Origin of the sequence: Kitasatospora sp. NPDC048194 (assembly GCF_043202455.1) — a bacterium.
Classification (GTDB): Bacteria; Actinomycetota; Actinomycetes; order Streptomycetales; family Streptomycetaceae; genus Kitasatospora.
On record NZ_JBIDAK010000007.1, the window covers coordinates 43646 to 68902 of the forward strand.

Annotated in this window: 24 protein-coding genes and 1 pseudogene; 8 read left to right on the top strand and 17 right to left on the bottom strand. The window is 72.1% G+C overall.

What is annotated here, in order from left to right:
- Positions 1–31: 31 nt before the first annotated feature.
- From pruA to ACGF07_RS11645, 3 genes are all read right to left on the bottom strand, one after another.
- Complete coding sequence (gene pruA / locus ACGF07_RS11635) at positions 32–1660, bottom strand: L-glutamate gamma-semialdehyde dehydrogenase (protein WP_350743030.1); 1629 nt, start codon at positions 1658–1660, stop codon at positions 32–34.
- A 217-nt stretch (positions 1661–1877) separates the two neighbouring features.
- Positions 1878–3140, bottom strand: coding sequence for an FAD-dependent oxidoreductase (locus ACGF07_RS11640; RefSeq protein WP_392897492.1), 1263 nt, complete (start codon positions 3138–3140; stop codon positions 1878–1880).
- Complete coding sequence (locus ACGF07_RS11645) at positions 3137–3733, bottom strand: PadR family transcriptional regulator (protein WP_350743026.1); 597 nt, start codon at positions 3731–3733, stop codon at positions 3137–3139. The genes ACGF07_RS11640 and ACGF07_RS11645 overlap by 4 nt, the downstream gene beginning before the upstream one ends.
- A 145-nt stretch (positions 3734–3878) precedes the next feature.
- On the opposite strand from ACGF07_RS11645, the gene ACGF07_RS11650 reads away from it, so the two are divergent.
- On the top strand, positions 3879–5480 hold the full coding sequence (locus ACGF07_RS11650) for a PucR family transcriptional regulator (RefSeq protein WP_392897494.1): 1602 nt from the start codon (positions 3879–3881) through the stop codon (positions 5478–5480).
- A 97-nt stretch (positions 5481–5577) separates the two neighbouring features.
- Here the strand turns inward: ACGF07_RS11650 and ACGF07_RS11655 are convergent, their stop codons facing one another.
- Both ACGF07_RS11655 and ACGF07_RS11660 read right to left on the bottom strand, forming a co-directional pair.
- The gene (locus ACGF07_RS11655; protein WP_392897496.1) at positions 5578–7077 is read right to left on the bottom strand and encodes an alkaline phosphatase PhoX; all 1500 of its coding nucleotides are present in this window, start codon (positions 7075–7077) and stop codon (positions 5578–5580) included.
- Positions 7078–7372: 295 nt separating this feature from the next.
- The gene (locus tag ACGF07_RS11660; protein WP_392897498.1) at positions 7373–8542 is read right to left on the bottom strand and encodes a hypothetical protein; all 1170 of its coding nucleotides are present in this window, start codon (positions 8540–8542) and stop codon (positions 7373–7375) included.
- Between the two features lie 233 nt (positions 8543–8775).
- Between ACGF07_RS11660 and ACGF07_RS11665 the strand changes: the two genes are divergently transcribed.
- Complete coding sequence (locus tag ACGF07_RS11665; protein ID WP_350743018.1) at positions 8776–9249, top strand: VOC family protein; 474 nt, start codon at positions 8776–8778, stop codon at positions 9247–9249.
- A gap of 71 nt (positions 9250–9320) precedes the next feature.
- Here ACGF07_RS11665 and ACGF07_RS11670 read toward each other — a convergent pair whose 3' ends face one another.
- Positions 9321–11021, bottom strand: coding sequence for a hypothetical protein (locus tag ACGF07_RS11670; protein WP_392897500.1), 1701 nt, complete (start codon positions 11019–11021; stop codon positions 9321–9323).
- Positions 11022–11348: 327 nt separating this feature from the next.
- On the opposite strand from ACGF07_RS11670, the gene ACGF07_RS11675 reads away from it, so the two are divergent.
- Entirely contained in the window at positions 11349–12683 is a 1335-nt protein-coding gene (locus ACGF07_RS11675) for an MFS transporter (RefSeq protein ID WP_392897502.1), read from the top strand.
- 238 nt (positions 12684–12921) lie between these two features.
- Here ACGF07_RS11675 and ACGF07_RS11680 read toward each other — a convergent pair whose 3' ends face one another.
- Both ACGF07_RS11680 and ACGF07_RS11685 read right to left on the bottom strand, forming a co-directional pair.
- Positions 12922–13335 carry an NUDIX hydrolase gene (locus tag ACGF07_RS11680; protein ID WP_392897503.1) on the bottom strand — a complete coding sequence of 138 codons (414 nt, stop codon included), beginning with the start codon at positions 13333–13335 and terminating at the stop codon, positions 12922–12924.
- Between the two features lie 50 nt (positions 13336–13385).
- Positions 13386–13859: an NUDIX domain-containing protein gene (locus ACGF07_RS11685; RefSeq protein WP_392897505.1), complete on the bottom strand. Its 474-nt coding sequence runs from the start codon at positions 13857–13859 to the stop codon at positions 13386–13388.
- A 44-nt stretch (positions 13860–13903) separates the two neighbouring features.
- Between ACGF07_RS11685 and ACGF07_RS11690 the strand changes: the two are divergent.
- A pseudogene (locus ACGF07_RS11690) lies at positions 13904–14736 on the top strand (hypothetical protein).
- Here the strand turns inward: ACGF07_RS11690 and ACGF07_RS11695 are convergent.
- Positions 14724–14975, bottom strand: coding sequence for a hypothetical protein (locus ACGF07_RS11695; protein ID WP_392897507.1), 252 nt, complete (start codon positions 14973–14975; stop codon positions 14724–14726). The pseudogene ACGF07_RS11690 and the gene ACGF07_RS11695 sit on opposite strands and share 13 nt — an antisense overlap.
- Here ACGF07_RS11695 and ACGF07_RS11700 point away from each other — a divergent pair.
- Together ACGF07_RS11700 and ACGF07_RS11705 are read left to right on the top strand one after the other, a co-directional pair.
- The gene (locus ACGF07_RS11700) at positions 14950–15312 is read left to right on the top strand and encodes a hypothetical protein (protein ID WP_392897509.1); all 363 of its coding nucleotides are present in this window, start codon (positions 14950–14952) and stop codon (positions 15310–15312) included. The two genes, ACGF07_RS11695 and ACGF07_RS11700, sit on opposite strands and share 26 nt — an antisense overlap.
- A gap of 138 nt (positions 15313–15450) precedes the next feature.
- Positions 15451–16365, top strand: a complete 915-nt coding sequence (locus ACGF07_RS11705; protein WP_392897511.1) for a hypothetical protein — start codon at positions 15451–15453, stop codon at positions 16363–16365.
- A 172-nt stretch (positions 16366–16537) separates the two neighbouring features.
- Here the strand turns inward: ACGF07_RS11705 and ACGF07_RS11710 are convergent, their stop codons facing one another.
- Genes ACGF07_RS11710 through ACGF07_RS11745 form a run of 8 tightly spaced genes read right to left on the bottom strand, consistent with a single transcriptional unit; the run spans position 16538 to position 23340 of the window.
- The gene (locus ACGF07_RS11710) at positions 16538–16915 is read right to left on the bottom strand and encodes a metal-sulfur cluster assembly factor (RefSeq protein WP_350745335.1); all 378 of its coding nucleotides are present in this window, start codon (positions 16913–16915) and stop codon (positions 16538–16540) included.
- A gap of 21 nt (positions 16916–16936) precedes the next feature.
- The gene (sufU, locus tag ACGF07_RS11715) at positions 16937–17386 is read right to left on the bottom strand and encodes a Fe-S cluster assembly sulfur transfer protein SufU (protein ID WP_350745332.1); all 450 of its coding nucleotides are present in this window, start codon (positions 17384–17386) and stop codon (positions 16937–16939) included.
- A 19-nt stretch (positions 17387–17405) separates the two neighbouring features.
- Positions 17406–18680, bottom strand: a complete 1275-nt coding sequence (locus ACGF07_RS11720) for a cysteine desulfurase (protein WP_350745330.1) — start codon at positions 18678–18680, stop codon at positions 17406–17408.
- On the bottom strand, positions 18677–19441 hold the full coding sequence (gene sufC / locus ACGF07_RS11725; RefSeq protein ID WP_030290237.1) for a Fe-S cluster assembly ATPase SufC: 765 nt from the start codon (positions 19439–19441) through the stop codon (positions 18677–18679). Before sufC ends, ACGF07_RS11720 begins: the two co-directional genes overlap by 4 nt.
- 6 nt (positions 19442–19447) lie before the next feature.
- A complete protein-coding gene (locus ACGF07_RS11730) occupies positions 19448–19765 on the bottom strand; it encodes a bifunctional 3-phenylpropionate/cinnamic acid dioxygenase ferredoxin subunit (RefSeq protein WP_153463212.1) in 318 nt (105 codons plus the stop codon).
- 4 nt (positions 19766–19769) lie between these two features.
- A complete protein-coding gene (gene sufD / locus ACGF07_RS11735; RefSeq protein WP_350745327.1) occupies positions 19770–20999 on the bottom strand; it encodes a Fe-S cluster assembly protein SufD in 1230 nt (409 codons plus the stop codon).
- Positions 21000–21057: 58 nt separating this feature from the next.
- The gene (sufB, locus tag ACGF07_RS11740; RefSeq protein ID WP_030290241.1) at positions 21058–22473 is read right to left on the bottom strand and encodes a Fe-S cluster assembly protein SufB; all 1416 of its coding nucleotides are present in this window, start codon (positions 22471–22473) and stop codon (positions 21058–21060) included.
- A gap of 9 nt (positions 22474–22482) precedes the next feature.
- The gene (locus ACGF07_RS11745; RefSeq protein WP_350745344.1) at positions 22483–23340 is read right to left on the bottom strand and encodes a helix-turn-helix domain-containing protein; all 858 of its coding nucleotides are present in this window, start codon (positions 23338–23340) and stop codon (positions 22483–22485) included.
- Between the two features lie 164 nt (positions 23341–23504).
- On the opposite strand from ACGF07_RS11745, the gene ACGF07_RS11750 reads away from it, so the two are divergent.
- Entirely contained in the window at positions 23505–24431 is a 927-nt protein-coding gene (locus tag ACGF07_RS11750) for an ABC transporter ATP-binding protein (protein WP_392897515.1), read from the top strand.
- Between the two features lie 47 nt (positions 24432–24478).
- The gene (locus ACGF07_RS11755; RefSeq protein WP_392897757.1) at positions 24479–25198 is read left to right on the top strand and encodes an ABC transporter permease; all 720 of its coding nucleotides are present in this window, start codon (positions 24479–24481) and stop codon (positions 25196–25198) included.
- Positions 25199–25257 lie beyond the last annotated feature (59 nt).

The following is a 25257-nucleotide window of genomic DNA, read 5'->3' on the forward strand; positions in this document are numbered from 1 at the left end:
GGGTAGCGGGTCAGCCCATGCGCAGGGCTGGTCAGCCCATGTGCGGGTAGCGGTAGTCCGTCGGAGGCACGAAGGTCTCCTTGATGGAGCGGGTCGACGTCCAGCGCGCCAGGTTCTGCTTGGCACCGGCCTTGTCGTTGGTGCCGGAGGCCCGGCCGCCGCCGAAGGGCTGCTGGCCGACGACGGCACCGGTGGGCTTGTCGTTGATGTAGAAGTTGCCGGCCGCGAAGCGCAGCTTCTCCATCGCGTGCTCGACGGCCGCGCGGTCCTGGGCGATGATCGAGCCGGTCAGGCCGTACGCCGAGACCGACTCCATCTGGGCCAGCATCTCGTCGTACTTCTCGTCCTCGTAGACGTACACGGCCAGGATCGGGCCGAAGTACTCGTCCTTGAAGTACTCGCTCGCCGGGTCCTGGCAGACCAGGACGGTCGGGCGGACGAAGTAGCCGACGGAGTCGTCGTAGGTGCCGCCGGCCAGGACCTCGACCTGCGGGTCCGCCTGGGCGCGGTCGATGGCGGCCTTGTTCTTGGCGAAGGCGCGCTCGTCGATGACCGCGGACATGAAGTTGGACAGGTCGGTGACGTCGCCCATGGTGAGGCCGTCGACCTCGGCGGCGAACTCGTCCTTCAGACCGGCCCACAGCGACGCCGGCACGTAGGCCCGCGACAGCGCCGAGCACTTCTGGCCCTGGAACTCGAAGGCGCCGCGGGTCATCGCGGTCTTCAGGACCTTCGGGTCGGCCGACGGGTGGGCGACCAGGAAGTCCTTGCCGCCGGTCTCGCCGACGATCCGCGGGTAGGTGCGGTACTGCGAGATGTTGTTGCCGACCTCGCGCCACAGGTGCTGGAAGGTGGCGGTGGAGCCGGTGAAGTGGATGCCGGCCAGCGCCGGGTGCTTGAGCGCCACGGCGGAGACGTCCAGGCCGTCGCCGGTGACCATGTTGATGACGCCCTTGGGCAGGCCGGCCTCCTCCAGCAGCTGCATCAGCAGGTGCGCGGAGAACTGCTGGGTCGGGGACGGCTTCCACAGCACGACGTTGCCCATCAGCGCGGGCGCGGTCGGCAGGTTGCCGGCGATCGCGGTGAAGTTGAACGGCGTGATCGCGTAGACGAAGCCCTCCAGCGGGCGGTGGTCGCTGCGGTTCCACACGCCGTCCGAGGAGATCGGCTGCTCGGCCATGATCTGGCGGGCGAAGTGCACGTTGAAGCGCAGGAAGTCGACCAGCTCGCAGGGGGTGTCGATCTCGGCCTGCTGGGCGGTCTTGGACTGGCCGAGCATGGTGGCGGCGGCCAGGGTCTCGCGCCAGGGGCCGGCCAGCAGGTCGGCGGCCTTGAGGAAGATCGCGGCGCGGGAGTCGAAGGAGAGCGCCTGCCAGGCCGGGGCCGCGGCCAGGGCAGCGTCGATGGCGTCCTGCGCGTCGGCCTGGGTGGCGTTGCGCAGGGTCCCGAGTCGAGCCGCGTGGTTGTGCGGCTGGACGACGTGGATCTCGGTGCCGCCGCCCATCCGGCGCTCACCGTTGATCGTCATGGTCAGCTGGACCGGCTCCTGGCCGCCCAGCTCCTTCAGCTTGGCCTCCAGACGGGCCCGTTCCGGGCTGCCGGGGGCGTAGCTGTGGACCGGCTCGTTCACCGGCGCGGGGACCTGGGTCACAGCGTCCATAGAGCGCACGCTCTCCTTCGTTCAGTGCGGGGGGATTGCCGGCGCGGGTCGCACACCGGCCACAGCACGAACGCTATTCCTGCCCGCCCGGCCACATGATTGGCCGGGCGGCTAAATTCCCCCGTACGGCGTTGTCCGCGCCGACGAAACCGGTCACGTCGCGGTCACGACCGCCTCGCCTGGGAACCCCTGACGAAGGATCGACCGCGCACCCGGCTCAGGCGGGCCGCCCGTGCCGCCCCGCCCCGGTCCCCGGCACCCGCACCGGCGCCACCCGCTGCTCCCAGTCGATCCGGTAGCCGTGCACCGGCCGGAGCATCTTCTCCGGGCTCATGAAGATCCGCATGGCGATCGGCGCGAGCAGCCGGAAGACCATCCGCCCGACCGCCCCGGAGGCCTTCTGGCTGTTGGTGCGCGCCGCGTCGGCGGCGATCTTCTCGACCCGCGGCCGGCGCAGCGCCTCGTACGCGGCGAAGGCGGCGGTGTGGTCGGGCAGGTCGCGCAGGCAGCGGGCGAGTTCGACGGCGCTCTCGACGGCCAGCGAGACGCCCTGGCCGGAGCTGTTGGAGGGGGCGTGCACCGAGTCACCGACCAGGACCATCCGGCCGCGGTACCAGTGCGGCACGGAGGGCATGATCTCCAGCTTCGGGAAGATCTCGACGGTCGCCGGGTCGGCCGCCCGGAGCACGTCGCGGGCGGGCAGGTCCTCGGCATGCAGCTCCCGGCAGCGCCGCAGCCACTCCGCCGCTCCGACGGCACGGGCCGCCTCCGGGGAGAGCTGCTGGGGCTGCGGGATGTTGCTGAACCAGGCGGTCCCGCTGCCGTCGGCCAGGCCCCAGTAGCCGAAAAAGGCACGGGAGCCGTTGGCGAAGTGCACGGACTCGCCCCGGCCGGCCCGGCCGGGCAGCCGGTGGGAGCTGTACCCGCCGATGCCGAGCAGTCCGGTGTACTGGGCGGCGGGTGCGGCCGGGTCGATCAGGGTGCGGACGGTGGAGCCGGTGCCGTCGGCGCCGATCAGCAGGTCGCCCGCGGCGCTGCTGCCGTCGGCGAACCGGGCGGTGATGCCGTCGGGGCCCTCCTCGACGCCGACCAGCCGCTTGCCGTGGTGGATCGCGATGCCGGTCTCGGCGAGCCGCCGTTGCAGCACCTCGTACAGTTCGGCGCGGCGCATCAGCCGGCCGCGCGGCAGGTCAGCGAGGCCGGCGAACTCGGCCAGCACGCCGCCCTTGCCGTCCTCGATGACCATCGGGCCGACGGGCTGCCCGATCCGGCCGACCTCCGCCTCGAGGCCGAGGAGGGCGAGCGCCCCGAGCCCGTTGGGGGCGATCATGAACGTGCCGCCGATGCCCTCGGCGGAGGTCCGGTAGGCCTCGAAGACCTCGGCCTCGATGCCGGCCTTGCGCAGGGCGAGCGCCGTCACCGGGCCGGCGATGCCGCCACCGATGACCAGCGCCTTCTTGGACGTACGCGGTGCACTCACTGCAGACTCCCGAACTCTTCGTACCAGGAGCGGACGAAGTCCGGCTCCCGGAGCTGTGGGACGAGGCGCTCGACGAAGGCGATCTCGGCCTCCAGTCCGCCGACCCGGTACTCCTCCTCGATCAGGAAGATCCAGCCGACGCCCTCCTCGGTGGCCTTGCGCAGCGTCGCCCTGGTGGCCGCCACCTGGGCGGTCAGCGCGGCCCGCCGCTGCTCCAGGAGTTCCACGGCCTCGGCCGGCGGGAGCACCATGAGCAGCGACAGCGAGACCCCGAACGCGGGGTACTCGTGCTGCGGTTCGGCGACCAGTTCGCGCATCCAGTCGTAGAGCTCCGCCTTTCCTTCCGCCGTGATGGCGTAGACGGTGCGCTCGGGCCGCTGGGTGTCGCGGAGGGTCTCCTGCTCGGCGACGAACCCGGCCTTCCGCAGCTGCTCCACGACCATGTACAGCGAGCTGCGGTTGTACTTGATGTCGCGGTCCTTGCCGTGCTCCTTGAGTCGGCGCCCCATCTCGTACGGGTGCAGCGGCTCGGCCAGGAGTTCGGCCAGGACTGCCAGGGCCAGCGGGTTCGACACCTTGCGTCGCTTCGCCACGAGACGTCCTCATCTCTTGGTCAGTATCGACTATCCATCCCTGAATAGTCAGAGTCAACTATTTGCGAGTAACGGACCACAGCTCTGTCCGCCCGGCTAAAATCAACCACACGGCGTTGTCCGAGCGGATGAAGGAGGGCCCGGAGTGACCACCCCCGGTCTCCCGCTCCGCGGACTGCTGATGTCGCTGGGCGAACCGCTCGTCGAACTCCAGGCCGCACCACAGGGCTTGGACGTGCCCGTCCGCGACGTCGCGATCCTGGACCCGGAGGACCCGCCCACCGCCGCCCCCGGTGAACTCGTCCTCGCGATCGGCGCCCGGGGTCGCGCCGCCCTCCCCGCCCTGCGCGCCGCCGGCCGGGCCGGTGCGGCGGCCGTCGCCGTCAAGCTGGACGGCCCCGGCCAGGCCGACGCCCTGCGCGAGGCCGCCACCGACGCGGGCGTCGCCCTGCTGTCGGTGCGCCGGGAGACGCGCTGGGAGCACCTGGACTCGCTGGCCCGCGCGATCATCGCCGGCCCGGACGCCCCGGACGCGCCCGGCGCCCCCGAGCCCAACGCCGGCGACCTCTTCTCCCTCGCCCAGACCGTCGCCGTGCTCACCAACGGCATCGTCTCGATCGAGGACACCTCCAGCCGGGTGCTCGCCTACTCCCGCTCCTCCGACTCCGACGAGGTCGACGACCTGCGGCGGCTGTCCATCCTCGGCTGGCAGGGCCCGGAGCCGTACCTGTCCAAGCTGCGCGAGTGGGGCATCTTCCAGCACCTGCGCACCTCGGACGCCCCGATCGCGGTCGAGCCGCACCCCGAGCTCGGGCTGCGCCGCCGGCTCGCGATCGGCATCCGGGCCGGCTCCCAGCCGCTGGGCACCATCTGGGTGCAGGAGGGCGCCCAGCCGCTGGCTCCGCACGCGGAGCAGGCCCTGGTCGGCGCCGCCCGGGTGGCCGCGGCCCAACTGGTGCGCCGCCGCCGCGAGTTGTCGGCCGACGTCCGGCTCACCCAGACTCTGCTGACCGGCCTGCTGGAGGGCTCCACCGGCCCCCAGTCGCTGGCCACCCACCTGGGCCTGGACCTGCGCCGCCCGGCCACCGTGCTGGCGTACGGCGCGCACACCACCGAGGCACTGCACCGCTCCGACGTCACCGGCCTGATCTCGGTGCACACCGCGGCCCGGCACCGCACCGCCCTGCTCGCCCCGATCGAGTCCCGGGTCTACGTGCTGCTGCCCGAGCTCCCGCCCGGCCTGGCGATGGCCACCGTGCGGGACTGGGCGGCCGAGGTGGTCGCGGCCGCCCGGGAACACCTCGGCGTCCCGCTGCGCGCCGCGATCGGCGCGACCGTCGACGGCCTGTCCCACGTGCCCGACTCCCGCGCCCAGGCGGACCGCATCCTGGACGCGATGGGCCGCGGCGGGGTGGACCTCGACGTCGCGGCCCTGATCGACGTCCAGGCCGAGGTGCTGGTCAGCGAGATGCTGGCACTGCTCCAGGACCGCACCGGCCTGCGCGACCCGCGGCTGACCGCGCTCACCGCGTACGACCGCCGGCACGGCACCCGGCTCGCCGAGTCCGTGCTCGCCTGGCTGGACGCGCTCGGCGAGGTGCGGGTCGCCGCCGACGCCCTGCACATCCACCCCAACACCCTGCGCTACCGGGTGCGCCGCGCCGAGCAGCTCACCGGCATCGACCTCGCCCAGCCGCAGCAGCGGCTGCTGGCGATGCTGCAACTGAGGCTGCCCGCGGACGAGTAGTCCACGGGCAGCCTGACGGACGGACGGACCGGGACTGACGGACGGACCGGGACTGACGGACGGTCCGGGGCTCAACGGTCCGGGGACGCCGGTCGCCTCACGCGCCGTAGCCCTGGCCGCGCCTGTGCTCGTTCAGCCGGCGCCACGGTCCGGTGATCGCCAGCTGGATGCCCGGCGTCTGGATGTTGGCGAACAGCGTCCGGCCGTCGTCCGAGAAGGTCACCCCGGTGAACTCGCTGAACTCCGGCTTCTCGGTGGTGCCGATGTTCAGCTCGTTGCGGGCGATCGGGTAGACCAGCCCGTCCTCGGTGGCGCCGAACAGGTGCGAGACGCCCTCGCCGTCCTCGGCGATCACGATGCCGCCGTACGGCGAGACGGTGATGTTGTCCGGGCCGTCGAAGTTGTCGTGGTCGCCCCACACGTCGGAGTTGACGCCCAGCAGCACCTTCAGGGTGATGGTGCGGCGGGCCGGGTGGTAGAGCCAGACCTGGCCGTCGTGCTGCCGGGGGCTCTCCGAACGGGCGTAGCTGGAGACGAAGTAGAAGCCGCCGTCACCCCACCACATGCCCTCCAGCTTGCGGGCCCGGGTCACCTCGCCGTCCTTGAACTGCTTGCGCACCGAGACGGTCCGGGCGTCGCGGTCCTGGACCTTGACCCAGTCCACGCCGTACACGGTGCCGACCTCGGTGGCCCGGGAGAGGTCGTCGACGAGCTTGCCGTGCGAGTCGAAGACCTTGAAGGCCTCCAGCGTCCCGGCGTCCGGGGCGAGCCGCCGCAGCTGGTGGCGGCCGTGCCGGAAGCCGGCCGGCGGGGTCCAGCGGAACAGCAGGCCGTTGGGGTTGGAGGCGTCCTCGGTCAGGTACACGTGGCCGCGCTTCGGGTCCACCACCACGGCCTCGTGGGCGTAGCGGCCGAAGGCCTTCACCGGCTGCGGGTCGCGGTTGTAGTCGTCGTCGAAGGGGTCGACCTCGAAGACGTAGCCGTGGTCCTTGGTGAAGCCGTTCTTGCCCGCCCTGTCCTCGGTCTCCTCGCCGGACAGCCAGGTGCCCCACGGGGTGACGCCGCCCGCGCAGTTGGTGGCGGTGCCGGCGATGCCGACCCACTGCTCGACCGAGCCGTCCCGCTTGGCGTGCACGATGGTGCAGCCGCCGGCCGCGCCCGGGTCGTAGACGTGCCCCTCGGTCAGGGGCACCGGGTACGGCCAGTTGGCCCGGGCGCCGGACAGCTCGTGGTTGACCACCATCAGGTTGCCGCCGTGCTCGTCCTCGAAGGCGGAGGTGCCGTCGTGGTTGCTCGGGGTGAACTCGCCGGTGCGCAGCCGGGTCCGACCGGCGCGGTTGAGCACCCGGTACGAGAAGCCCTTCGGCAGCGACAGCAACCCGGCAGGGTCCGGCACCAGCGCGCCGTAGCCGATCGCGGCGCCGCCCGCCGCGTTGGTCCCGGCTGCACCGGCGGCACCGGCGGCCGGCAGCTCGCCGCCGACCGGGGCGGCGATCGCGCCGGGGGCACTGGCCAGCACCTCGGCACTGCCGGCGATCAGCACGCCGGCCCCGACGAGGGTGGAACGGTTGACGAAGTCCCGGCGGGACAGCGACATGGCAGCAACTCCTGAGGGGTGGACGGGCGTCGAGGCGGGTCGTCGACGCCCAGCAGACTCCGCCGCAGGGGTGAACCCGGCGTGACGCCCACGTCGCGCACAGGCGGCCATTTGCCAACCGATGACCTACGCATGACCAGCGCTTTACTCCGACCGGTGTCGGCTCGCGCGCCGGGCCCGCCCGTCAGCCCCGGCCCGGCCGACCCGGTCAGCCTTGACCCACAGGTCAGCGTTGACCCACCGATCGACCTTGACCCAGCGGTCGGCCCCGACCCGCCCGGCCGGCCCCCGTCCGTCAGCCCCGAGCCGCCCGCCACTGCTCCCAGGCCGACAGCCACAGCTGCTCGGCCAGCCGGTGCTCCTCCCAGACCCCGGCCCCGCCGCCGCCCGGCCGCTCCCGCCACAGCTGCTCCCAGGCCCGCTGCGCCGGCAGGCTCGCCACGGCGCTGGCGAACACCGTGTACCGCACGACCTCCTCCACGGCCGCCTCCCCGGCCGGCGTGCCGATCAGCCAGTGCGTCTGCTGGGAGAGCCGGTTGAGGTGGTTGACCATCGAGGTCACCGCCGCCGCCGCCTCCTCCCGCGTCTCGGTGGCGAGCCGCATCTGCTGGCGCACCGCCGCCTCCCAGCGCACCGCGCAGGCCTCCCCGCGCAGCCCGCGCGGCAGCCTCGGCGTCCGCCCGGCCCGCACCTGCGCCTCGATCGCGGCGGTCTCCGCGATGCTCTGCGCGATCAGCTCCCGGTGCGCCTCCAGCCCGATCACCGCGGGCAGTTCGCGCTCCTCGACCGGCACGGACCGGGCCCGCCGGGCGGCGAGGTCACGCAGCAGGTCGGTGCGCCCGACCAGGTAGCGCTCGAAGTCGGCGATCACGCCGAGCTCCACACCGCCCGGGTCCACCCCGCGCCCGCACACCGTGACGGTCAGCCCGCCGACCCTCAGCCGCCCGGCCCACACCGGCCGGGCCGGTTCCGTTCCCACCGGCGCCACCGGCCGGTCCTCGTGCACCTCCACCGCGCAGGGCTCGCCGTCCACGGTGATCCACTCGCGCAACGCCCGTACCCGGCCCGGGCCGTCGCCCTCGTCGACGCCCAACTGCTCGTAGACCCGGTCGCGCTCGTCCTCGACCACATCCTCCAGCTCGGGCAGCGGCTCCCCCTGCTCGGCCCCGGGGCGGTAGGTGCGCACGGTCACGTACGGGCCGGCGACGGAGCTCCAGTCGCCGCACTGCACCTCGACCCAGCGCAGGTCGCCACCGCAGGTCTCGAAGGCGGCCAGCGCCTCGCCGCAGCGGGCCGGCCCGGCGGTCACGCCGTAGACGGGGAAGTCGAGCGCGGCCAGGGTCCGGCGGGAGAACTCCTCCTGGTCGGCGAAACGATCCTGCCCGCCCAGCCGGGTCCGGCCGGACCTGCCACCGTTGCACTCCTGGGGCCTTCCGCCGCTCTCCCGCACCATCCTCTGCCGCACCCCCGAGTCCTCGCGCCCGCACCGCTGACGCCACCTTACGTGCCGGGAGCTGCCGGGTCATCAGCTCGGCCACCATGCCGGGGCGGTGGCCGACCGGCCGTCGGGCGGGTGGCCGGCATGGCAGGCGAGCGGGAGGCCGGCCCGGCAGGCGAGCGGGGGGCCGGGCGCCGGTGGCCGGGCGGGCGGCCGTGTCAGACGCCCGGGTTGTCAGCCGCCCTCCCTACGCTGGCCGCATGACCGAACAGAGCACACCGGAACAGAGCAGCCCGGGACAGCCCGGCTTCCCCGCCCGGATCAGCATCGTCACCCTCGGGGTGTCCGACCTCGACCGCAGCGCCCGCTTCTACGAGAGCCTCGGCTGGAAGCGCAGTGCCGCCTCCAGCCCGGAGATCGTCTGGTTCCGCACCGCCGACTCCGTGCTGGGCCTCTTCCCCACCGAGGAGCTGGCCGCCGACGCGGGCGTGCCCGCCACCGGCGAGCCCTCCTTCCGCGGCGTCACCCTCGCGGTGAACCTGGAGTCCCCCGCGCTGGTGGACGCCGCGCTGCGGACGGCGGTCGAAGCCGGCGCCGTCGTGGTCAAGCCGCCGGTCCCGACCAGCTGGGGCGGCTACTCCGGCTACTTCGAGGACCCGGACGGGCACCTGTGGGAGCTGGCCCACAACCCGTTCTTCCCCTTCACCGAGGACGGCTCGCTGGACCTCCCGTAGCAGCCCCGGGCCTTCCCCGGGCTTCCCGACCACGGACCCTCCGGCCCTCCCGGGCGGTCCGCCCCGGTCCGCTACCCCCGGGACCGAGCCTTGAAGGCCGCCTTGCGCGCCTCCTTGGCCAGCGCCCGGTCCGGGTGCAGCTCGCCGATCGCCTCCAGGACGTCCGCCGTGTACGGGTGGTCGACCCGCCACAACTCGCCGAACCACTCCACCGGATCGCCGTTCACCGGCAGGTCGGTGATCAGTTCGCGCAGCAGCTCGGCGTCGCCGCCGTTGTCCAGCAGCTGGGCGGCGAAGGTGTCGACCACCGTCCACAGCGCCATCGCCCGCGAGGGCGCCGGCACGTCCGAGGCGCCCTGCGTGGACAGCCAGGCCCGCGCCGAACCGCCCAGCTCCGGGTCGTCCAGCACCTCCCGGACGGCGGGCTCGGCGCTCGGCCCCAGCAGGTTGAGCGCCGAGACGCACAGCATCCGGCGCAGCGGCCCGTACCCGTCGTCGCCGCGCGCCGCCGCCAGCAGCTCGCGGGCCGCCCCGACCGGCTCCCGGCCGGCCACCCAGACCCTCAGCTCCTCCTCCGGCAGCACGTTGGCCGACTCGCACACCCCGCGCAGCAGCTCCGCCGCGTCGCCCTGGGCCAGCTCACCGACCAGCGGCGCGTCGTAGCCGTCCTCCAGCAGCCACTGCCGGATCCCGTACTGGCCGAGCGGGGTGAGCCGGACCAGCCCGAAGCGGGCCGACTCCTCCTCGTCCAGCGGCTCCTCACCGACGACGGCGGGCTCCTCGCCCTCCTCCTCGTCGAACAGCTCCGGGTCGATCGGGCGGTACTCCAGCAGGCCCAGCTCGGCGAGGTCGCCGAGCATCGGGTCCAGCGCCACCATCACGTCGGTGATGTCGCCGAGCAGTTCCTCGCTCGGTTCCTCGCCCTCGGGCACCACCAGCAGCGCGGCCAGCACACCCAGCGGCACCGTCTCGTTGCCGGGCTCGGCGAAGGCCGTGGTCTCGTACAGCACCTGCAACGCCTCGTCGAGCAGTTCGGCGGCGGCGTCGCGGGCCTCCTCGACCTCGTTCAGGCCGTCCTCGTCCTCGTCCTCCTCCGGGACCGCCTCCGACGGGGCCCTCCCGCTCGCCGCCCGCCCCGGCTCCTCGGCCTCCCGGGGCTCTCCGGGCCCTTCGGATCCCTCGGGCCCCTCGGGCCCCTCGGGCCCCTCGGGCAGCGAGTCCGCCTCCACGGCCAGCTCCCGAACGATCCCGGCGGCGGTCAGCCACAGCTCCAGGACGGTGTCAGGGTCCCCCTGCTCGGCGGGCTCCAGGTCAGGCCCGGGGACGGCGACGTGCTCCCTGGCCGCGGTCGTCCCCAGCTCCACCAGGTCCAGGTCGCAGGCCAGCGACCAGGCCCGCAGCGCCTCGACCTCGGCCTCCTCCGGCACCTCGCCCTCGGCCGGGGCCAGCCCCAGCAGCCGCGCCGCGGGGGCGCGGTCCTCCTCGACCAGGTCGCCGAACTCGTCCACCGTGCGGTGCGGGGCGGCCCAGCGCGCCAGCGCCAGCGCGTAGCCGAACATCGGGACGGCCTTCGCCTGCGCGGCCAGCTCCTCCTCGGCGGGCAGCTTGACCGGCGGCACCAGGACGGCCGCGTCGTCGAGGTCCTCGTCGTCCAGACCGTGCGCGGCGAACGCCCCGTAGAGATCCTGGAGCTCCATGTCGGCGGGCAGCACGGCCTCGGCCGTACCCTCTGCCGCCGAAGCCCCGGCGTTCTTCCGACGTCGTCCGGCCATCGTCGTGTGCTCTCCCTCAGCCAGCGGTCAGCTAGAACAGCTCCGCGTACCGATCTACCTCCTCAGCGTATAGGCCGGGCACCCCCGGTGCCCGGCCTCCGGGGGCGTGCACGGGGGCGCGCGGCGTTTCCGTGCGCCTACGCCTTATCCTTCGCTTTGGCACCGTGCACAACCCCGCGCGGGCCGTGGGGCAACGAAGCCCCCGTTCCTCAGCTCACCCGCTCCACCAGGGAGCCCGCACCGCGGCCACCACCACAGCGCCTCCGGACGGGCGCGCCGGCACACCCCGCCGACCCCGGGTGGTGCCCTGCCACAGGAGACCCCTCAATGGCGGACCTCTCCCCCGCCGGCTCCGGCCTGCGCACCGCGCAGCTCGACGGACGCCGACTGTCGGAGGCCCTGCTTCCCCTGGAGCTCGCGCCGCGTGCCCAGCTCCAGCTCGCCGCGATCAGCCGCTGGAACGCGATGCGCGGAGTCCGCGTCGGCCTGGTCTCGGCCGCCCTGCTGCTGATGCTGATCGGCGCCAACCTGGCGACGCCGATCTACCCGATGATCCAGCAGCGCCTCGGCCTGACCGCGCTCGACACCACGATCCTCTTCACGGTCTACGTGTTCGCGCTCGTCCCGGTGCTGGCCGTGGTCGGCCACTGGTCCGACCACCTCGGCCGGCGCGCCCTGATCCTGCCCGCCGTGGCCCTGGCCGCCGCCGGCGACGTCGTGTTCGCCACCGCCGGCAGCTTCTGGCAGCTCGCCCTCGGTCGAGCCGTCCAGGGCATAGCCGTCGGCCTGTCCACCGGTGCCGCCGGAGCCGCCCTCGGCGACCTGCTGCCGGACCACCCGACGCTCGCCGCCAAGCTCACCCTGGCCTGCTCGGCGGGCGGCGTCGCGCTCGGCCCCGTCGTCGGCGCCCTGCTGGCCGGCGGCTCCGACCCCCTGCTGACGCCCTTCCTCCTGCACGCCATCGCCCTGCTCGCGCTCTGCGTCCCGCTGGCCGTCGTCCACCCCCGGATGCCCGGCCGCAGCCGCCCGCCGGCGTCGCCGCCCCGCATCACCACCCCGGCCCACCTGCGCCCGCAGCGCCTGCGGCTGCCGCGCACCGGCCGCCGCGAGTTCCTGCTCGCCGCCTCCGCCGGCTTCGTCTCCTACGCGGTGTTCGGCGTCTACCTCAGCCTGGCCCCGGCGTTCTCCGCCAAGCTGCTGCACACCCCCTCGCACCTGACCGGTGCGATCGTGGCCGCCCTGCTGCTCGGCTCCTCGGCCGCCGCCCAGCTGATCGTCCCGCCCACCGCGGACCGCCTGGTGATAGCCCTCGGCATGACCGGCCTGGCCGCCGGCCTGGGCCTGGTGGTCGCCGCCGGGTACACCGGTACGCCCGCCCTGCTGTTCATCGGCAGCGTCCTCGGCGGCGCCTGCCAGGGCGTGGCCTTCCGCTCCCTCTTCACCAGCGCCGTCGCCGCCATGAACCCGGAACGCCGGGGCTCCGAGCTGAGCGCCCTGTGGGTGATCGTCTACCTCGGCAGCTCCCTCCCCATCGTCATCGTCGGCGCCCTGGTCAAGAGCTACGGCCTCCTCCCCGCCATCAGCGGCTTCGCCACCGTCGCCGCCGCCCTCTGCGCCGCCCTGGCCCTCGCCGTCGCCCGCAAGCCCAAGCGCGCGGCCTGACCCCGTACGGCATACGCCGCTGCCCGCGACTTCCCTTCGGAAGTCCCGGGCAGCGGCACTTCCACCACCGGGTGAACACCCGCGCGTCATCTGCTTCGTCGAGCAGATGACGCGCCGTTCCCCACCATCCACCCCCCACCCGCCTCCCGGCGGGTGCCCGCCCCCGGCCTCGCCGCGTGCTGCTGTGACGGCTGGCTCTACGGACGGCCCTCAGGGTGCCGCCCGTAGAGCCAGCCGGTCAGGAACTCAGCACGATGTCCAAGTACGCCTGCACCGGCTCGAAGAGCCCGTACGGCACGTACTCGGGAATCTCGGCGAGAGCCACCCACGCCAGGGCATCCAGCTCGTCCGTGTCCACCACCTCGGCGGCACCGCTGACGACTTCGCAGGCCGTGTACGACATCAACCGACGAGTCTTCGGATGCATCCGCTCGCCCAGCAGCTTGACCGCGGCCACGACCAGCCCGGTCTCCTCCGCCGTCTCGCGGACAGCCGCCTCCTCGGGCGACTCGCCCGCCTCGACCTCGCCCGCCGGAAACTGCCAGGAGAGCTGGCCCTCACTGACCCGTCGCCGCACCATCAGAACGCGGCCCTCCTGGACCACGATCGCGGCGGCAATGCCCGGGCGTTCCTCCGCAGCCTGCTGTGTCACTGTGCTCCTCCAGGGGGCAAGACAGCTGGAATGCACGGTGTGGCATGGCCCTACATACGGGTCGCTCCGTGCTCCAGGTAAACGGTCTCGGACTGAGTCCTGGCCACGCAGGCGGCGTGGACGCGGCGCGCGAGGCGCGGGATGAGCAGTTCGTCGAGCTGGTCCGTGGTGTGGAAGGCGTACTCGCCGGTCTCCACCTGGTCGACGGTGATGTTGTCCAGCTCGCTGCCGGGAAGGACGCCGCCGTCGAAGACGAACAGGAGCTTGTCGCCCTCGGTGGGGTGGGGTGCCCAGTCGGCGACGAGCAGGCGGCCGATCGGCGGAGTGATACCGAGCTCCTCCTTGACTTCCCGGGCCGCGCCCTCGCTGGGGGTCTCGCCGGCGTGGAGGTAGCCGCCGGGGATCTCCCAGCCATGCTTGTAGGTCGGCTTCACGAGGAGGACGCGGCCATCCTCGTCGAAGAAGAGCACGCCGGCGGCGGTGCGGGGTTGAGCCACGACTTCGTGGACCTGGGAGTCACTCACGGCGACGACTGTAGCCACCCACCCGCGTCACGCTCTCGCTACCGTTGTCCCATGACAGATCTGCGCCGGGTCCCGGTCGACGAGGTGCTGGAGCGGGTCGAGGCCGCATTGGCGACCCGGTTCGATCGTGCGACGGTGGTCCGCAAGCGCCGGTCCGTAGGCGCCCGCACCGACCGTGGCACGTGGGTGCGGATCGAGCGGCGCGGGTTGGACCGGATCGGTGTGCAGGGCGGGGATGGGACGCCCGCAGCCGAGGCGCTGAACGGCATCGCGAAACCCGTGTGGCTGGCCGGCATCGCGTGGTGGGACGAGGCCGAGCCGGTGATGTGGCAAGCCGACGAAACGGGGCTCCTGCCTGCCGAACCGGTGGGGTCCGCGGTCGTGGCGGACGAATCCGAGCTAGCTCCCGGCTGGTGGGCAGTTGAACGCCTCGCTCGATGCGCTCGCGCGGCAGCGGACGAACCGGATCGCCACACCCGAGGCGGAGACCATCACCCAGGAACTGGTGAACCGGACGATCCACCGGGTGTTCCCGGCCGTGGAGGCGACGGTGGACGCATGGTGTCCGGCGCACGCCGATCTGAACTGGGCGAACGTGACGGCACCGGAGTTCTGCGTCTTCGACTGGGAGGACTGGGGGATGGCTCCGCGCGGCTTGGACGCGGCCACGCTGTGGGGTGCGTCGCTCGCCGCGCCGACCCTGGCCGATCGCGTCCGCATCGAGCGGAGCGCCGACTTCGCGAGCCGGGACGGCAAGCTGATGACGCTGTTCGTCGCGGCGAAGATCCTCGGGCCCCACGCGTGTCCCGAGGACCCTCGCCTTGGGCCTGCCCGCGCCATGGCCGAGCAGGTGATGAAGGAACTTCAGGCGGACTGACGTAAAAGCCGCCGGTAGGCCCGGAGGACATTGGTGTCGATCTCGCGCCTCAAGCCGCCGCACAGTTCTCGCAGGTGCTCGGCGTCATCGCTGCCGACCGCCACCGCCTCCGCTTCCGGCAGCGCGAAGGCGACGCGAAACGCCGCTTGCACCGGTGTGGCGTCGGATGACCGCAGGAACATCGTCGGGTCGATCTTCTGCCACACGGAGCCGGTGGCGCTGCCGCCGAAGGGGCTCATCCCCCGCACCTGGTTCGGCTTCCACGCGGTCACCAGCGAGACCACCGCACCCCTGATCGGGCAACGGGTAAGCGAGCACCTGGGCGGCTTCCTGCTCGTCAAGTGCTTCTTCTTCCTCGCCCTCATGCGACCCACCGACCCCACGCGGCACGACAAGCACATCAAGTGGCAATACCGCCGCACCCTCTTCAGGATGGGACTTGATCAGTACGAGTCGAGCTGCACGATCGACACCGGCACCTTCCCGACCCTGGAACGGTTCATCGACGAACACCGACAGGCCGGTTCCATCAGAAAACCGGCAGAGACTGACCATCCATCAGGCGAGCTTTCCTGAAAGGAGCTTGCCCCTTCGGCCGTTGTGGTACGTTCCGTGCTCAAACAGAAAAATAGGCGACCCCGGCGGTGCTACCAACACCCCGGGGTCCGGCAACAGGAGCTGACACTCCCGATGCGAGTCCATCGTAGCGCCCACGTGCGCAACTTCACCGTGCTTCCCAACGCCGTTCTTCAGTACCGGCGGCTGAGCTATACCGCCCGGGGCCTGCTCGCGGACCTCCTCTCCCGCCCCGACGGCTGGCGCGAGGACGGCCGGCACATGGCCGACACCAGCCCTCAGGGCCGAGGCGCGATCCGCAAGGCGTTGAAGGAGCTGACCGAGGCCGGGTACTACCGAGTGGAGAAGATCCGCATGCCCGACGGCACGATCCGCTCCGAGACCCACGTCTACGACACCCCGCACCTCATGGCGCCACCGGGTACCACCCGTCCGGCGCCCGGTGAAGCGGCAACCGGCCCTGCTGGCAGCCCTGTAGTAAAGGACCGGCAGCAAGAACCCTCCCTCCCCATCAGCCCGGCCGACGAAAGCGACCGGAGAGGAGGGGAGGAAGCACCCGAGATCCGCGAAGCGGTCGCCGCCCTGTTCCGCGTGATCCGCCCCGAGCCGCGACTGCGCCTGGGCGAGGCCGAAGCACGGGAACTGGCACCCTTGGTGGCGCAGTGGCTGGCACGCGGCTGCACCGCAGGCGACCTCGCCCAGGCCCTGCTGCCGGGCCTGCCCACCCCGATGCACTCGGCGGCCGCCGTGCTCCGCTACCGCCTGGAGCACAAAATGCCGCCTGCCCGGCCTGTTGCACGGCCACCGGCCCGGTACTCCGAGTGCGCGAAGTGCCACGACCCGGTGCCCCGACCGGGCATCTGCCGCCCGTGCGCGGGCCTGGCCACCCGAACCCCCACGGCACACAAGGGCACGGACGTGGCCACTGCAGGTGCCGCCAGAGTCCGAACCGCCCTGCGCTCCGCACTGACCGGCAGTCGGCCTGCACCCCATCGCCGCCTGACTCTCACTCCATCAGCGTCGCGTGCCTGCTGGCCGGGCGACGCACGGTGAAGGCCGGGGCGGGCACCCGCCGGCAGGCGGGTGGGGGGTGGACGGTGGGGAACGGCGGTGAACCGGCGCAGCAAAGCGGATCACGCACGGGTGTTCACCCCGGAAACGGCCGCTGCCGCGCGAACCCGAAGGTTCACGCGGCAGCGGAACGACGAACGATCGACCAGCGACCTCAGACGTTGAAGCCCAGCGCCCGCAGCTGCTCGCGCCCGTCGTCGGTGATCTTGTCCGGGCCCCACGGCGGCATCCAGACCCAGTTGATCCGCAGGTCCTGGACCAGGCCGTCGGTGGCGGTCTTGGCTTGGTCCTCGATGACGTCGGTCAGCGGGCAGGCCGCCGAGGTGAGCGTCATGTCGATGGTGGCCACGTCGGACTCGTCGATGTGGATGCCGTAGATCAGGCCCAGGTTGACGACGTCGATGCCCAGTTCGGGGTCGACGACGTCCATCAGGGCCTCGGTCAGGTCCTCGACCGAGACGGTGCCGGCGGTGGTGCCGACGATGAGGCCGTTCGGCTGCTCCTCCGCGGCGGAGGGGGTTTCGTCACTCATGGTTCTGTCCTCCTCTGCGGGTCAGTCGTTCACGGCGGGGTTGGCGAGGGCCTGCGCGGTGGCGTCCTTCCAGGCCATCCAGCTGAGCAGGGCGCACTTGACCCGGGCCGGGTACTTGGAGACGCCGGCGAACGCGACCGCGTCCTCCAGCACCTCCTCGTCGCCCTCGGCCTGGCCCTTGCTCTGCATCAGCTCCAGGAAGGCCTCCTGGACCGCCTGCGCCTCGCCGACGGTCTTGCCGACCACCAGGTCGTTGAGCACCGAGGCGCTCGCCTGGCTGATCGAACAGCCCTGCGACTCGTACGAGACGTCGGCGACCGTCGAGCCGTCGAGCTTCACCCGCAGGGTGATCTCGTCGCCGCACGTCGGGTTGACGTGGTGCACCTCGGCGTCACCGTCCCGCAGCCCCTTGCCGTGGGGGTTGCGGTAGTGGTCCAGGATGATCTCCTGGTACATCGAGTCGAGCTTCATGATCGTCCTGCCCCGTCCGTCAGCCGAAGAAGTTCCGGACGTGGTGCAGGCCGTCGATCAGCGCGTCGACCTCGCCCGGCGTCGAGTACAGATAGAACGACGCCCGCGTGGTCGCCGGAATTCCGTACCGGAGGCAGACCGGCCGCGCGCAGTGGTGGCCGACGCGCACGGCGATGCCCTGCTCGTCCAGCACCTGGCCCACGTCGTGCGGGTGGATGTCACCGAGCGTGAAGGAGATCGCCGCGCCGCGGTCGACGGCCGAACGGGGGCCGATGATCCGCAGGTCGGGGACCTCCAGCAGCCGCTCGACGGCGTACTCGGTGATCGCGTGCTCGTGCGCCGCGATCCGGTCCATCCCGATGCCCTGGAGGTAGTCGATGGCCGCGCCGAGCCCGACCGCCTGGGCGATCGGCGGGGTGCCGGCCTCGAACTTGTGCGGCGCCGGGGCGTAGGTGGACGAGCCCATGGTGACGGTCTCGATCATCTCGCCGCCGCCGAGGAACGGCGGGAGGTCCTCCAGCAGCTCCTGGCGGCCCCAGAGCACGCCGATGCCGGTCGGGCCGAGCATCTTGTGGCCGGTGAAGGCGACGAAGTCGGCCTCCAGCGCCTGCACGTCCAGCACCATGTGCGGCGCGGCCTGCGAGGCGTCGATGACGACCAGCGCGCCGACCGACTGGGCCTTGCGGACGATCGTCTCGACCGGGTTGATCGTGCCGAGCAGGTTGGAGACCAGGGTGAAGGAGACCACCTTGGTCTTCTCGGTGATCAGCTCGTCGATGTCCGAGAGGTCGAGCCGGCCCTCGTCGGTCAGCCCGAACCACTTCAGCTTCGCACCGGTGCGCTGCGACAGCAGCTGCCACGGGACGATGTTGGAGTGGTGCTCCATCTCCGTGATCACGATCTCGGAGTCGGCGTCGACCCGGTACGGCTCGTCGGCCCAACCGAGCATGTTGGCCACGAGGTTGAGCGACTCCGAGGCGTTCTTGGTGAAGATCACCTCGTCGCGGCTGGGCGCGTTGACGAAGGCCGCGACCTTGTCCCGGGCGCCCTCGTACAGCGCCGTGGCCTCCTCGGCGAGCACGTGCACGCCGCGGTGGACGTTGGCGTTGTGCCGCTCGTAGTAGGCGTTCAGCGCCTCGAGCACCTGGCGCGGCTTCTGCGAGGTCGCCGCGTTGTCCAGGTAGACCAGCGGCTTGTCGTCGTGCAGCAGCCGCTGGAGGACCGGGAAGTCCTTGCGGATCGCGTCGGTGTCGAGCAGACCCGCCAGGCCCGAACGCTCATGGGCATGCGTCACTCGGATGCGCCCCCCTTCACATAGGCCTCGTAGCCCTCGTTCTCCAGCTTGTCGGCCAGCTCGGCGCCGCCGGACTCGACGATGCGGCCGCCCGCGAAGACGTGGACGTAGTCGGGCTTGATGTACCGCAGGATGCGGGTGTAGTGGGTCACCAGCAGGGTGCCGACCTCGCCGGTCGAGCGGACCCGGTTGATGCCCTCGGAGACGATCCGCAGCGCGTCGACGTCCAGGCCGGAGTCGGTCTCGTCGAGGATCGCGATCTTCGGCTTGAGCAGCTCCAGCTGGAGGATCTCGTGGCGCTTCTTCTCGCCGCCGGAGAAGCCCTCGTTGACGTTGCGCTCGGCGAAGGCCGGGTCCATCTGGAGGGCGGCCATCGCCTCCTTGACCTCCTTCACCCACAGCCGCAGCTTCGGGGCCTCGCCGCGGACGGCGGTGGCGGCGGTGCGCAGGAAGTTGGAGACCGAGACGCCGGGGACCTCGACCGGGTACTGCATGGCCAGGAACACGCCGGCCTTGGCACGCTCGTCGACGGACATCTCCAGCACGTCCTCGCCGTCCAGCAGCACGGAGCCGCCGGTGACGGTGTACTTGGGGTGGCCGGCCAGCGAGTAGGCCAGGGTGGACTTGCCGGAGCCGTTCGGACCCATGATGGCGTGGGTCTCGCCCTGCTTCACGGTCAGGTCGACGCCCTTCAGGATCTCGCGCGGGCCGTTCTCGGCCTCGACGGAGACGTGCAGGTCGCGGATTTCAAGGGTTGCCATGTGTACTCAGGACTCCTGGTTGACGGAGACGAGCACATCGTCCCCTTCGATCTTTACGGGGTAGACAGCGACCGGCTTGGTGGCGGGCAGGCCGGAGGGCTTGCCGGTGCGCAGGTCGAAGCTGGAGCCGTGCAGCCAGCACTCGATCATGCAGTCCTCGACCTCGCCCTCGGAGAGCGAGACGTTCGCGTGCGAGCAGATGTCGTTGATCGCGAACACCCCCTCGTCGGTGCGGACGACCGAGACCGGCACGCCGTTGAGGTCCACGCGCTTGGGCACGTCCTCCTGGAGGTCGCTCAGCGCGCAGGCACGCAGGAAGGTCATCTGGTCAGACCGCCGCTTCCAGCTCGGCCTCGATCTTCTCCATGAGCTGCTCCTGCACCTCGGCGACGCCGATCTGCTGCAGCAGCTCGGCGAAGAAGCCGCGGACGACCAGGCGGCGGGCCTCGTCGGCCGGGATGCCGCGGGCCATCAGGTAGAACAGCTGCTCGTCGTCGAAGCGACCGGTCGCGGAGGCGTGGCCGGCGCCGACGATCTCGCCGGTCTCGATCTCCAGGTTCGGGATCGAGTCGACCCGGGCGCCGTCGGTGAGCACCAGGTTCCGGTTGAGCTCGTAGGTGTCGGTGCCGAGCGCGGCGGCGCGGATCAGCACGTCACCGACCCACACGGCGTGCGCGTCCTGGCCCTGCAGCGCGCCCTTGTACGCCACGTTCGACCGGCAGTGCGGCGTGTCGTGGTCGATGACCAGGCGGTGCTCCAGGTGCTGGCCGGCGTCGGCGAAGTACAGGCCGAACAGCTCGGCCTCGCCGCCGGGGCCGGTGTAGTTGACCCGGGGGTGCAGGCGGACGAGGTCGCCGCCGAAGGTGACGACCACCGACTTGAAGGAGGCGTCCCGGCCGACCAGCGCGTTGTGCTGGGCGGCGTGCACGGCGTCGCGGTCCCAGTCCTGGACGGAGACGAAGGTGAGCTTGGCACCGTCGCCGACCAGCAGCTCGACGTTGGCGGCCCGGGTGCCGGTGCCGGCGTGGTTGAGCACGACCACGGCCTCGGCGAACGGCTTGACGTCGATCACCACGTGGGCGAAGCGGACCCCGCCCTCGGCGCGCACGTCGATCTTGACCGGCTCGGTCAGCACCGCGTCCTTGGGGACGGTCACCACGAGGGCCTGCTCGAAGGCGCTGAAGGCCTGCGCGGCGACCCGGTCGACCGGCGTGCCGGCCTTGCCCAGGCGGGCGTCGTCCCGGCCGACGGTCTCGGCGGTGACGCCGTCGGGCAGGGTGAACTCGACCTTGTCCTCGCCCCGCTCGGCCTCGGCGGCCGTCCCGTCGTGCAGCCCGCCGAGGCGGTGCAGCGGGGTGAACCGCCAGTCCTCCTCGCGGCCGTGCGGCACCGGGAAGTCGTTCACGTCGAAGGACGGCTTGACGGCGACGCGCGCGTCGATCGGCTGCTGGACCGCGGTCCGGCCGGTGCCGGGGCCGGCGAGCTGCGCGCCCGCGCCGGCGGTCCCGACCTCGATCGAACCGGCGGTGGTGGAGCCGGTGGTGTTCTGCTCAGCCATGGCTGTTCGTTGTGCTCTCTTCCTCGAAATCAGTGGACGGCGGGTGGTCGGCCGGGCGTCAGCCGACCGCACCCTCCATCTGCAGCTCGATCAGCCGGTTGAGCTCCAGCGCGTACTCCATCGGCAGCTCGCGCGCGATCGGCTCGACGAAGCCGCGCACGATCATCGCCATCGCCTCGGTCTCGGTCAGGCCGCGGCTCATCAGGTAGAACAGCTGGTCCTCGCTGACCTTGGAGACGGTCGCCTCGTGGCCCATGGACACGTCGTCCTCGCGGACGTCCACGTAGGGGTAGGTGTCCGAGCGGGAGATGGTGTCGACCAGCAGCGCGTCGCACAGCACGTTGGACTTGGCGCCGTGCGAGCCCTCGCCGATCTCGATCAGACCGCGGTAGGAGGTCCGGCCGCCGCCGCGCGCCACCGACTTGGAGACGATGTGCGAGGAGGTGTTCGGCGCCATGTGCACCATCTTGGCGCCGGCGTCCTGGTGCTGGCCCTCGCCCGCGAAGGCGATCGACAGGGTCTCGCCCTTGGCGTGCTCGCCCATCAGGTAGACGGCCGGGTACTTCATGGTGACCTTGGAGCCGATGTTGCCGTCGACCCACTCCATGGTCGCGCCCTCGTACGCCACGGCGCGCTTGGTGACCAGGTTGTAGACGTTGTTCGACCAGTTCTGGATGGTCGTGTAGCGGCAGCGGCCGCCCTTCTTGACGATGATCTCCACGACCGCCGAGTGCAGCGAGTCGGAGGAGTAGATCGGCGCGGTGCAGCCCTCGACGTAGTGGACGTAGGCGTCCTCGTCGACGATGATCAGCGTCCGCTCGAACTGGCCCATGTTCTCGGTGTTGATCCGGAAGTAGGCCTGCAGCGGGATGTCGACGTGCACGCCCTTCGGCACGTAGATGAAGGAGCCGCCGGACCACACGGCCGTGTTCAGCGCGGCGAACTTGTTGTCGCCGGCCGGGATGACGGTGCCGAAGTACTCCTTGAACAGCTCCGGGTGCTCGCGCAGCGCGGTGTCGGTGTCCAGGAAGATGACGCCCTGCTCCTCCAGGTCCTCGCGGATCTGGTGGTAGACGACCTCGGACTCGTACTGGGCGGCGACGCCGGCGACCAGGCGCTGCTTCTCCGCCTCCGGGATGCCCAGCTTGTCGTAGGTCGCCTTGATGTCCGCCGGCAGGTCCTCCCAGGACTCGGCCTGCTTCTCGGTGGAGCGGACGAAGTACTTGATGTTGTCGAAGTCGATGCCGGAGAGGTCGGAGCCCCAGGTCGGCATGGGCTTCTTGCCGAACAGCTTCAGGCCCTTGAGCCGCAGGTTCAGCATCCACTCGGACTCGTTCTTCTTCGCGGAGATGTCGCGGACGACCTCCTCGCTGAGCCCGCGCTTGGCCGCGGCACCGGCGGTGTCCGGGTCGGCCCAGCCGTACTCGTAATTGCCCAGGCCCTCGAGCTCGGGGTGCGAAACGGTGTCAGTCATGCGAGCTTCCTAACGCGCGGACGCAGAATCTTCGGACGCAGAATCTTCGGTGGACGTACCGGCAGTCGGCACTGCATCGGAGCCGCGGGCCGCGGGGGGCCGGGCGGGCGACGATGCGGCACCGGGTGCCGGCACATAGGTGGTGCAGACCCCGTCGCCGTGGGCGATGGTGGCCAGTCGTTGCACATGGGTGCCCAGGAGCTGGGAGAAGACCTCGGTCTCCGCCTCGCAGAGCTGCGGGAACTGCTCGGCGATGTGCGCGACCGGGCAGTGGTGCTGGCAGAGCTGGGCGCCCGCCGGGGCCTTGGCCCCGGCCGACGGCACGCGCCGCACCGTGGCAGCGTACCCGTCGGCGCTGAGCGCCTGGGCGAGGGCCTCCGGGCGCTCCTGGGCGTCGGCCTGCCGCAGGCTGTTCCGGTACTTCTCGCCCTGCTTGCCGAACCGCGCGCGGGCGAAGGCGGCGACCGCCTCCTCCCCCGCCTTCCCGCCGCCCACCGAGTCCGAGATCCAGCGCAGCGCGTCGGCGGCGAGCTGGTCGTACGCCTGGTAGAAGGCGTCCCGGCCGGCGTCGGTCAGCGCGAAGACCTTGGCCGGACGGCCCCGGCCCCGGCTGCCGTAGACCCGCTGTTCGCGGGACTCGACCAGTCCGGCGGCGGCGAGCCCGTCCAGGTGGCGGCGGACGGCGGCGGCGGTGAGGCCGAGCCGGTTCGCCAGGTCGGCGGCGGAGGAGGGGCCGTGGTCCAGGATGGAACGGGCGACCCGGTCGCGGGTGGCGCGGTGGCCCTCCAGCAGCACCTCGGCCGCCGTCACGGGCACGTCGCAGTCGGAGGCCGGCTCGGCCTCCTGCTGCTGGGCGTGCTCGCGCATGTTTTTCACAACACCAGTGTTGCGTAATTGCTTCCGTCGGGACAAGCCGTGATCCAGGCCTCACTGGTGTCATCTGTCACGCAGGTAAGGCTTACCTGACCTGCACGGACCGTCGCTCGGGCCGCCGTCCGGCCGGTCCGTCGGGTCCTCTTACACTCGCCCGTATGCACTCCGAACCCGCGGTCAAGATCGCCGGGCTGGTCAAGCGCTACGGCGACAAGGCGGCCGTGGACGGCCTCGACCTCACCATCCCGGCCGGCGCGATCACCGCCGTCCTCGGCCCCAACGGCGCCGGCAAGACCACCACCATCGAGACCTGCGAGGGCTACCGCCGCCCCGACGCCGGCACCGTCCGCGTCCTCGGCCTCGACCCGGTCACCCAGAGCGGCGCCCTGCGCCCCCGGATCGGCGTGATGCTCCAGTCCGGAGGCGTGTACGCGGGCGCGCGCGCCGTCGAGATGCTGCGGCACACCGCCAAGCTGCACGCCGACCCCCTGGACGTGGACGCCCTGGTCGAGCGCCTCGGCCTCGGCTCCTGCGGCCGCACCACCTACCGCCGGCTGTCCGGCGGCCAGCAGCAGCGGCTCGCCCTGGCAATGGCCGTGGTCGGCCGCCCCGAGCTGGTCTTCCTGGACGAGCCCACCGCCGGCCTCGACCCCCAGGCCCGCCGCGCCACCTGGGAGCTGGTCCGCGACCTGCGCCGGGACGGCGTCACCGTGGTGGTCACCACCCACCACATGGAGGAGGCCGAGCAGCTCGCCGACCGCGTCGCCGTCGTCGACCGCGGCAGGGTGATCGCCGACGGCACCACCGAGGAGCTGTGCCGCGGCGGCGCCGAGAACGCCCTGCGCTTCGACGGACCGCCCGGGCTCGACCTCGGCCCGCTGCTCGCGGAGCTGCCCGCCGGGGCCACCGCCGCGGAGACCGCCCCCGGCAGCTACCGCGTCGAGGCGCCGGTGGACCCGCAGCTGGTCGCCACCGTCACCGGCTGGTGCGCGGCCTCCGGCATCCTGCCCGAGCGGCTGTCCGTACAGCGTCGGAGCCTCGAAGACGTCTTCCTCGACCTGACCGGACGGGAGCTGCGCTCGTGACCTCTGTGGACTACGCCCCGAAGCCGGGAGCGGCCCCGGTCGGCCGGATGCTGCTGGCCCAGACGGCCTTCGAGACCCGGATGCTGCTGCGCAACGGCGAGCAGCTGCTGCTCACTGTGGTCATCCCGACCGTGCTGCTGGTGCTGTTCTCCGCCGTCGACATCGTCGCGGTGGAGGGGCCCGGCAAGCGGGTCGACTTCCTGGCGCCCGGGCTGCTGGCGCTCGCCGTGATGTCCACGGCCTTCACCGGCCAGGCCATCGCCACCGGCTTCGAACGCCGGTACGGCGTGCTGAAGCGGCTCGGTGCCAGCCCGCTGCCCCGCTGGACGCTGCTGACCGCCAAGACCGGCTGCGTGCTGGTCACCGAGGCGCTCCAGGTCGCCCTGCTGTCGGTGATCGCACTGGCGCTCGGCTGGTCCCCGCACGGCAACCCCCTCGCCGTGGTCGCGCTGCTGGTGCTCGGCACCGCCGCGTTCTCGGGGCTCGGCCTGCTGATGGCCGGCACCCTGAAGGCCGAGGCCACGCTGGCCGCCGCGAACCTGGTGTTCATCCTGCTGCTGCTGGCCGGCGGGGTGATCGTGCCGCTGAGCAGGTTCCCGGAGGCCGTGCGCTCGGTGCTGGAGCTGCTGCCGATCTCGGCTCTCTCGGACGGCCTGCGGTCGGTGCTGCAGCACGGCGCCGGGGTGCCCTGGTCGGACCTCGGCGTGCTGGCCGGCTGGTCGGTGCTCGGGCTGGCCGCGGCCGCCCGGTTCTTCCGCTGGGAGTAGCCCGCGCCGGTTCCCCGGGCCGCGCCCCCGCACCGCACGGCGGCGGCGCCCGCACCACC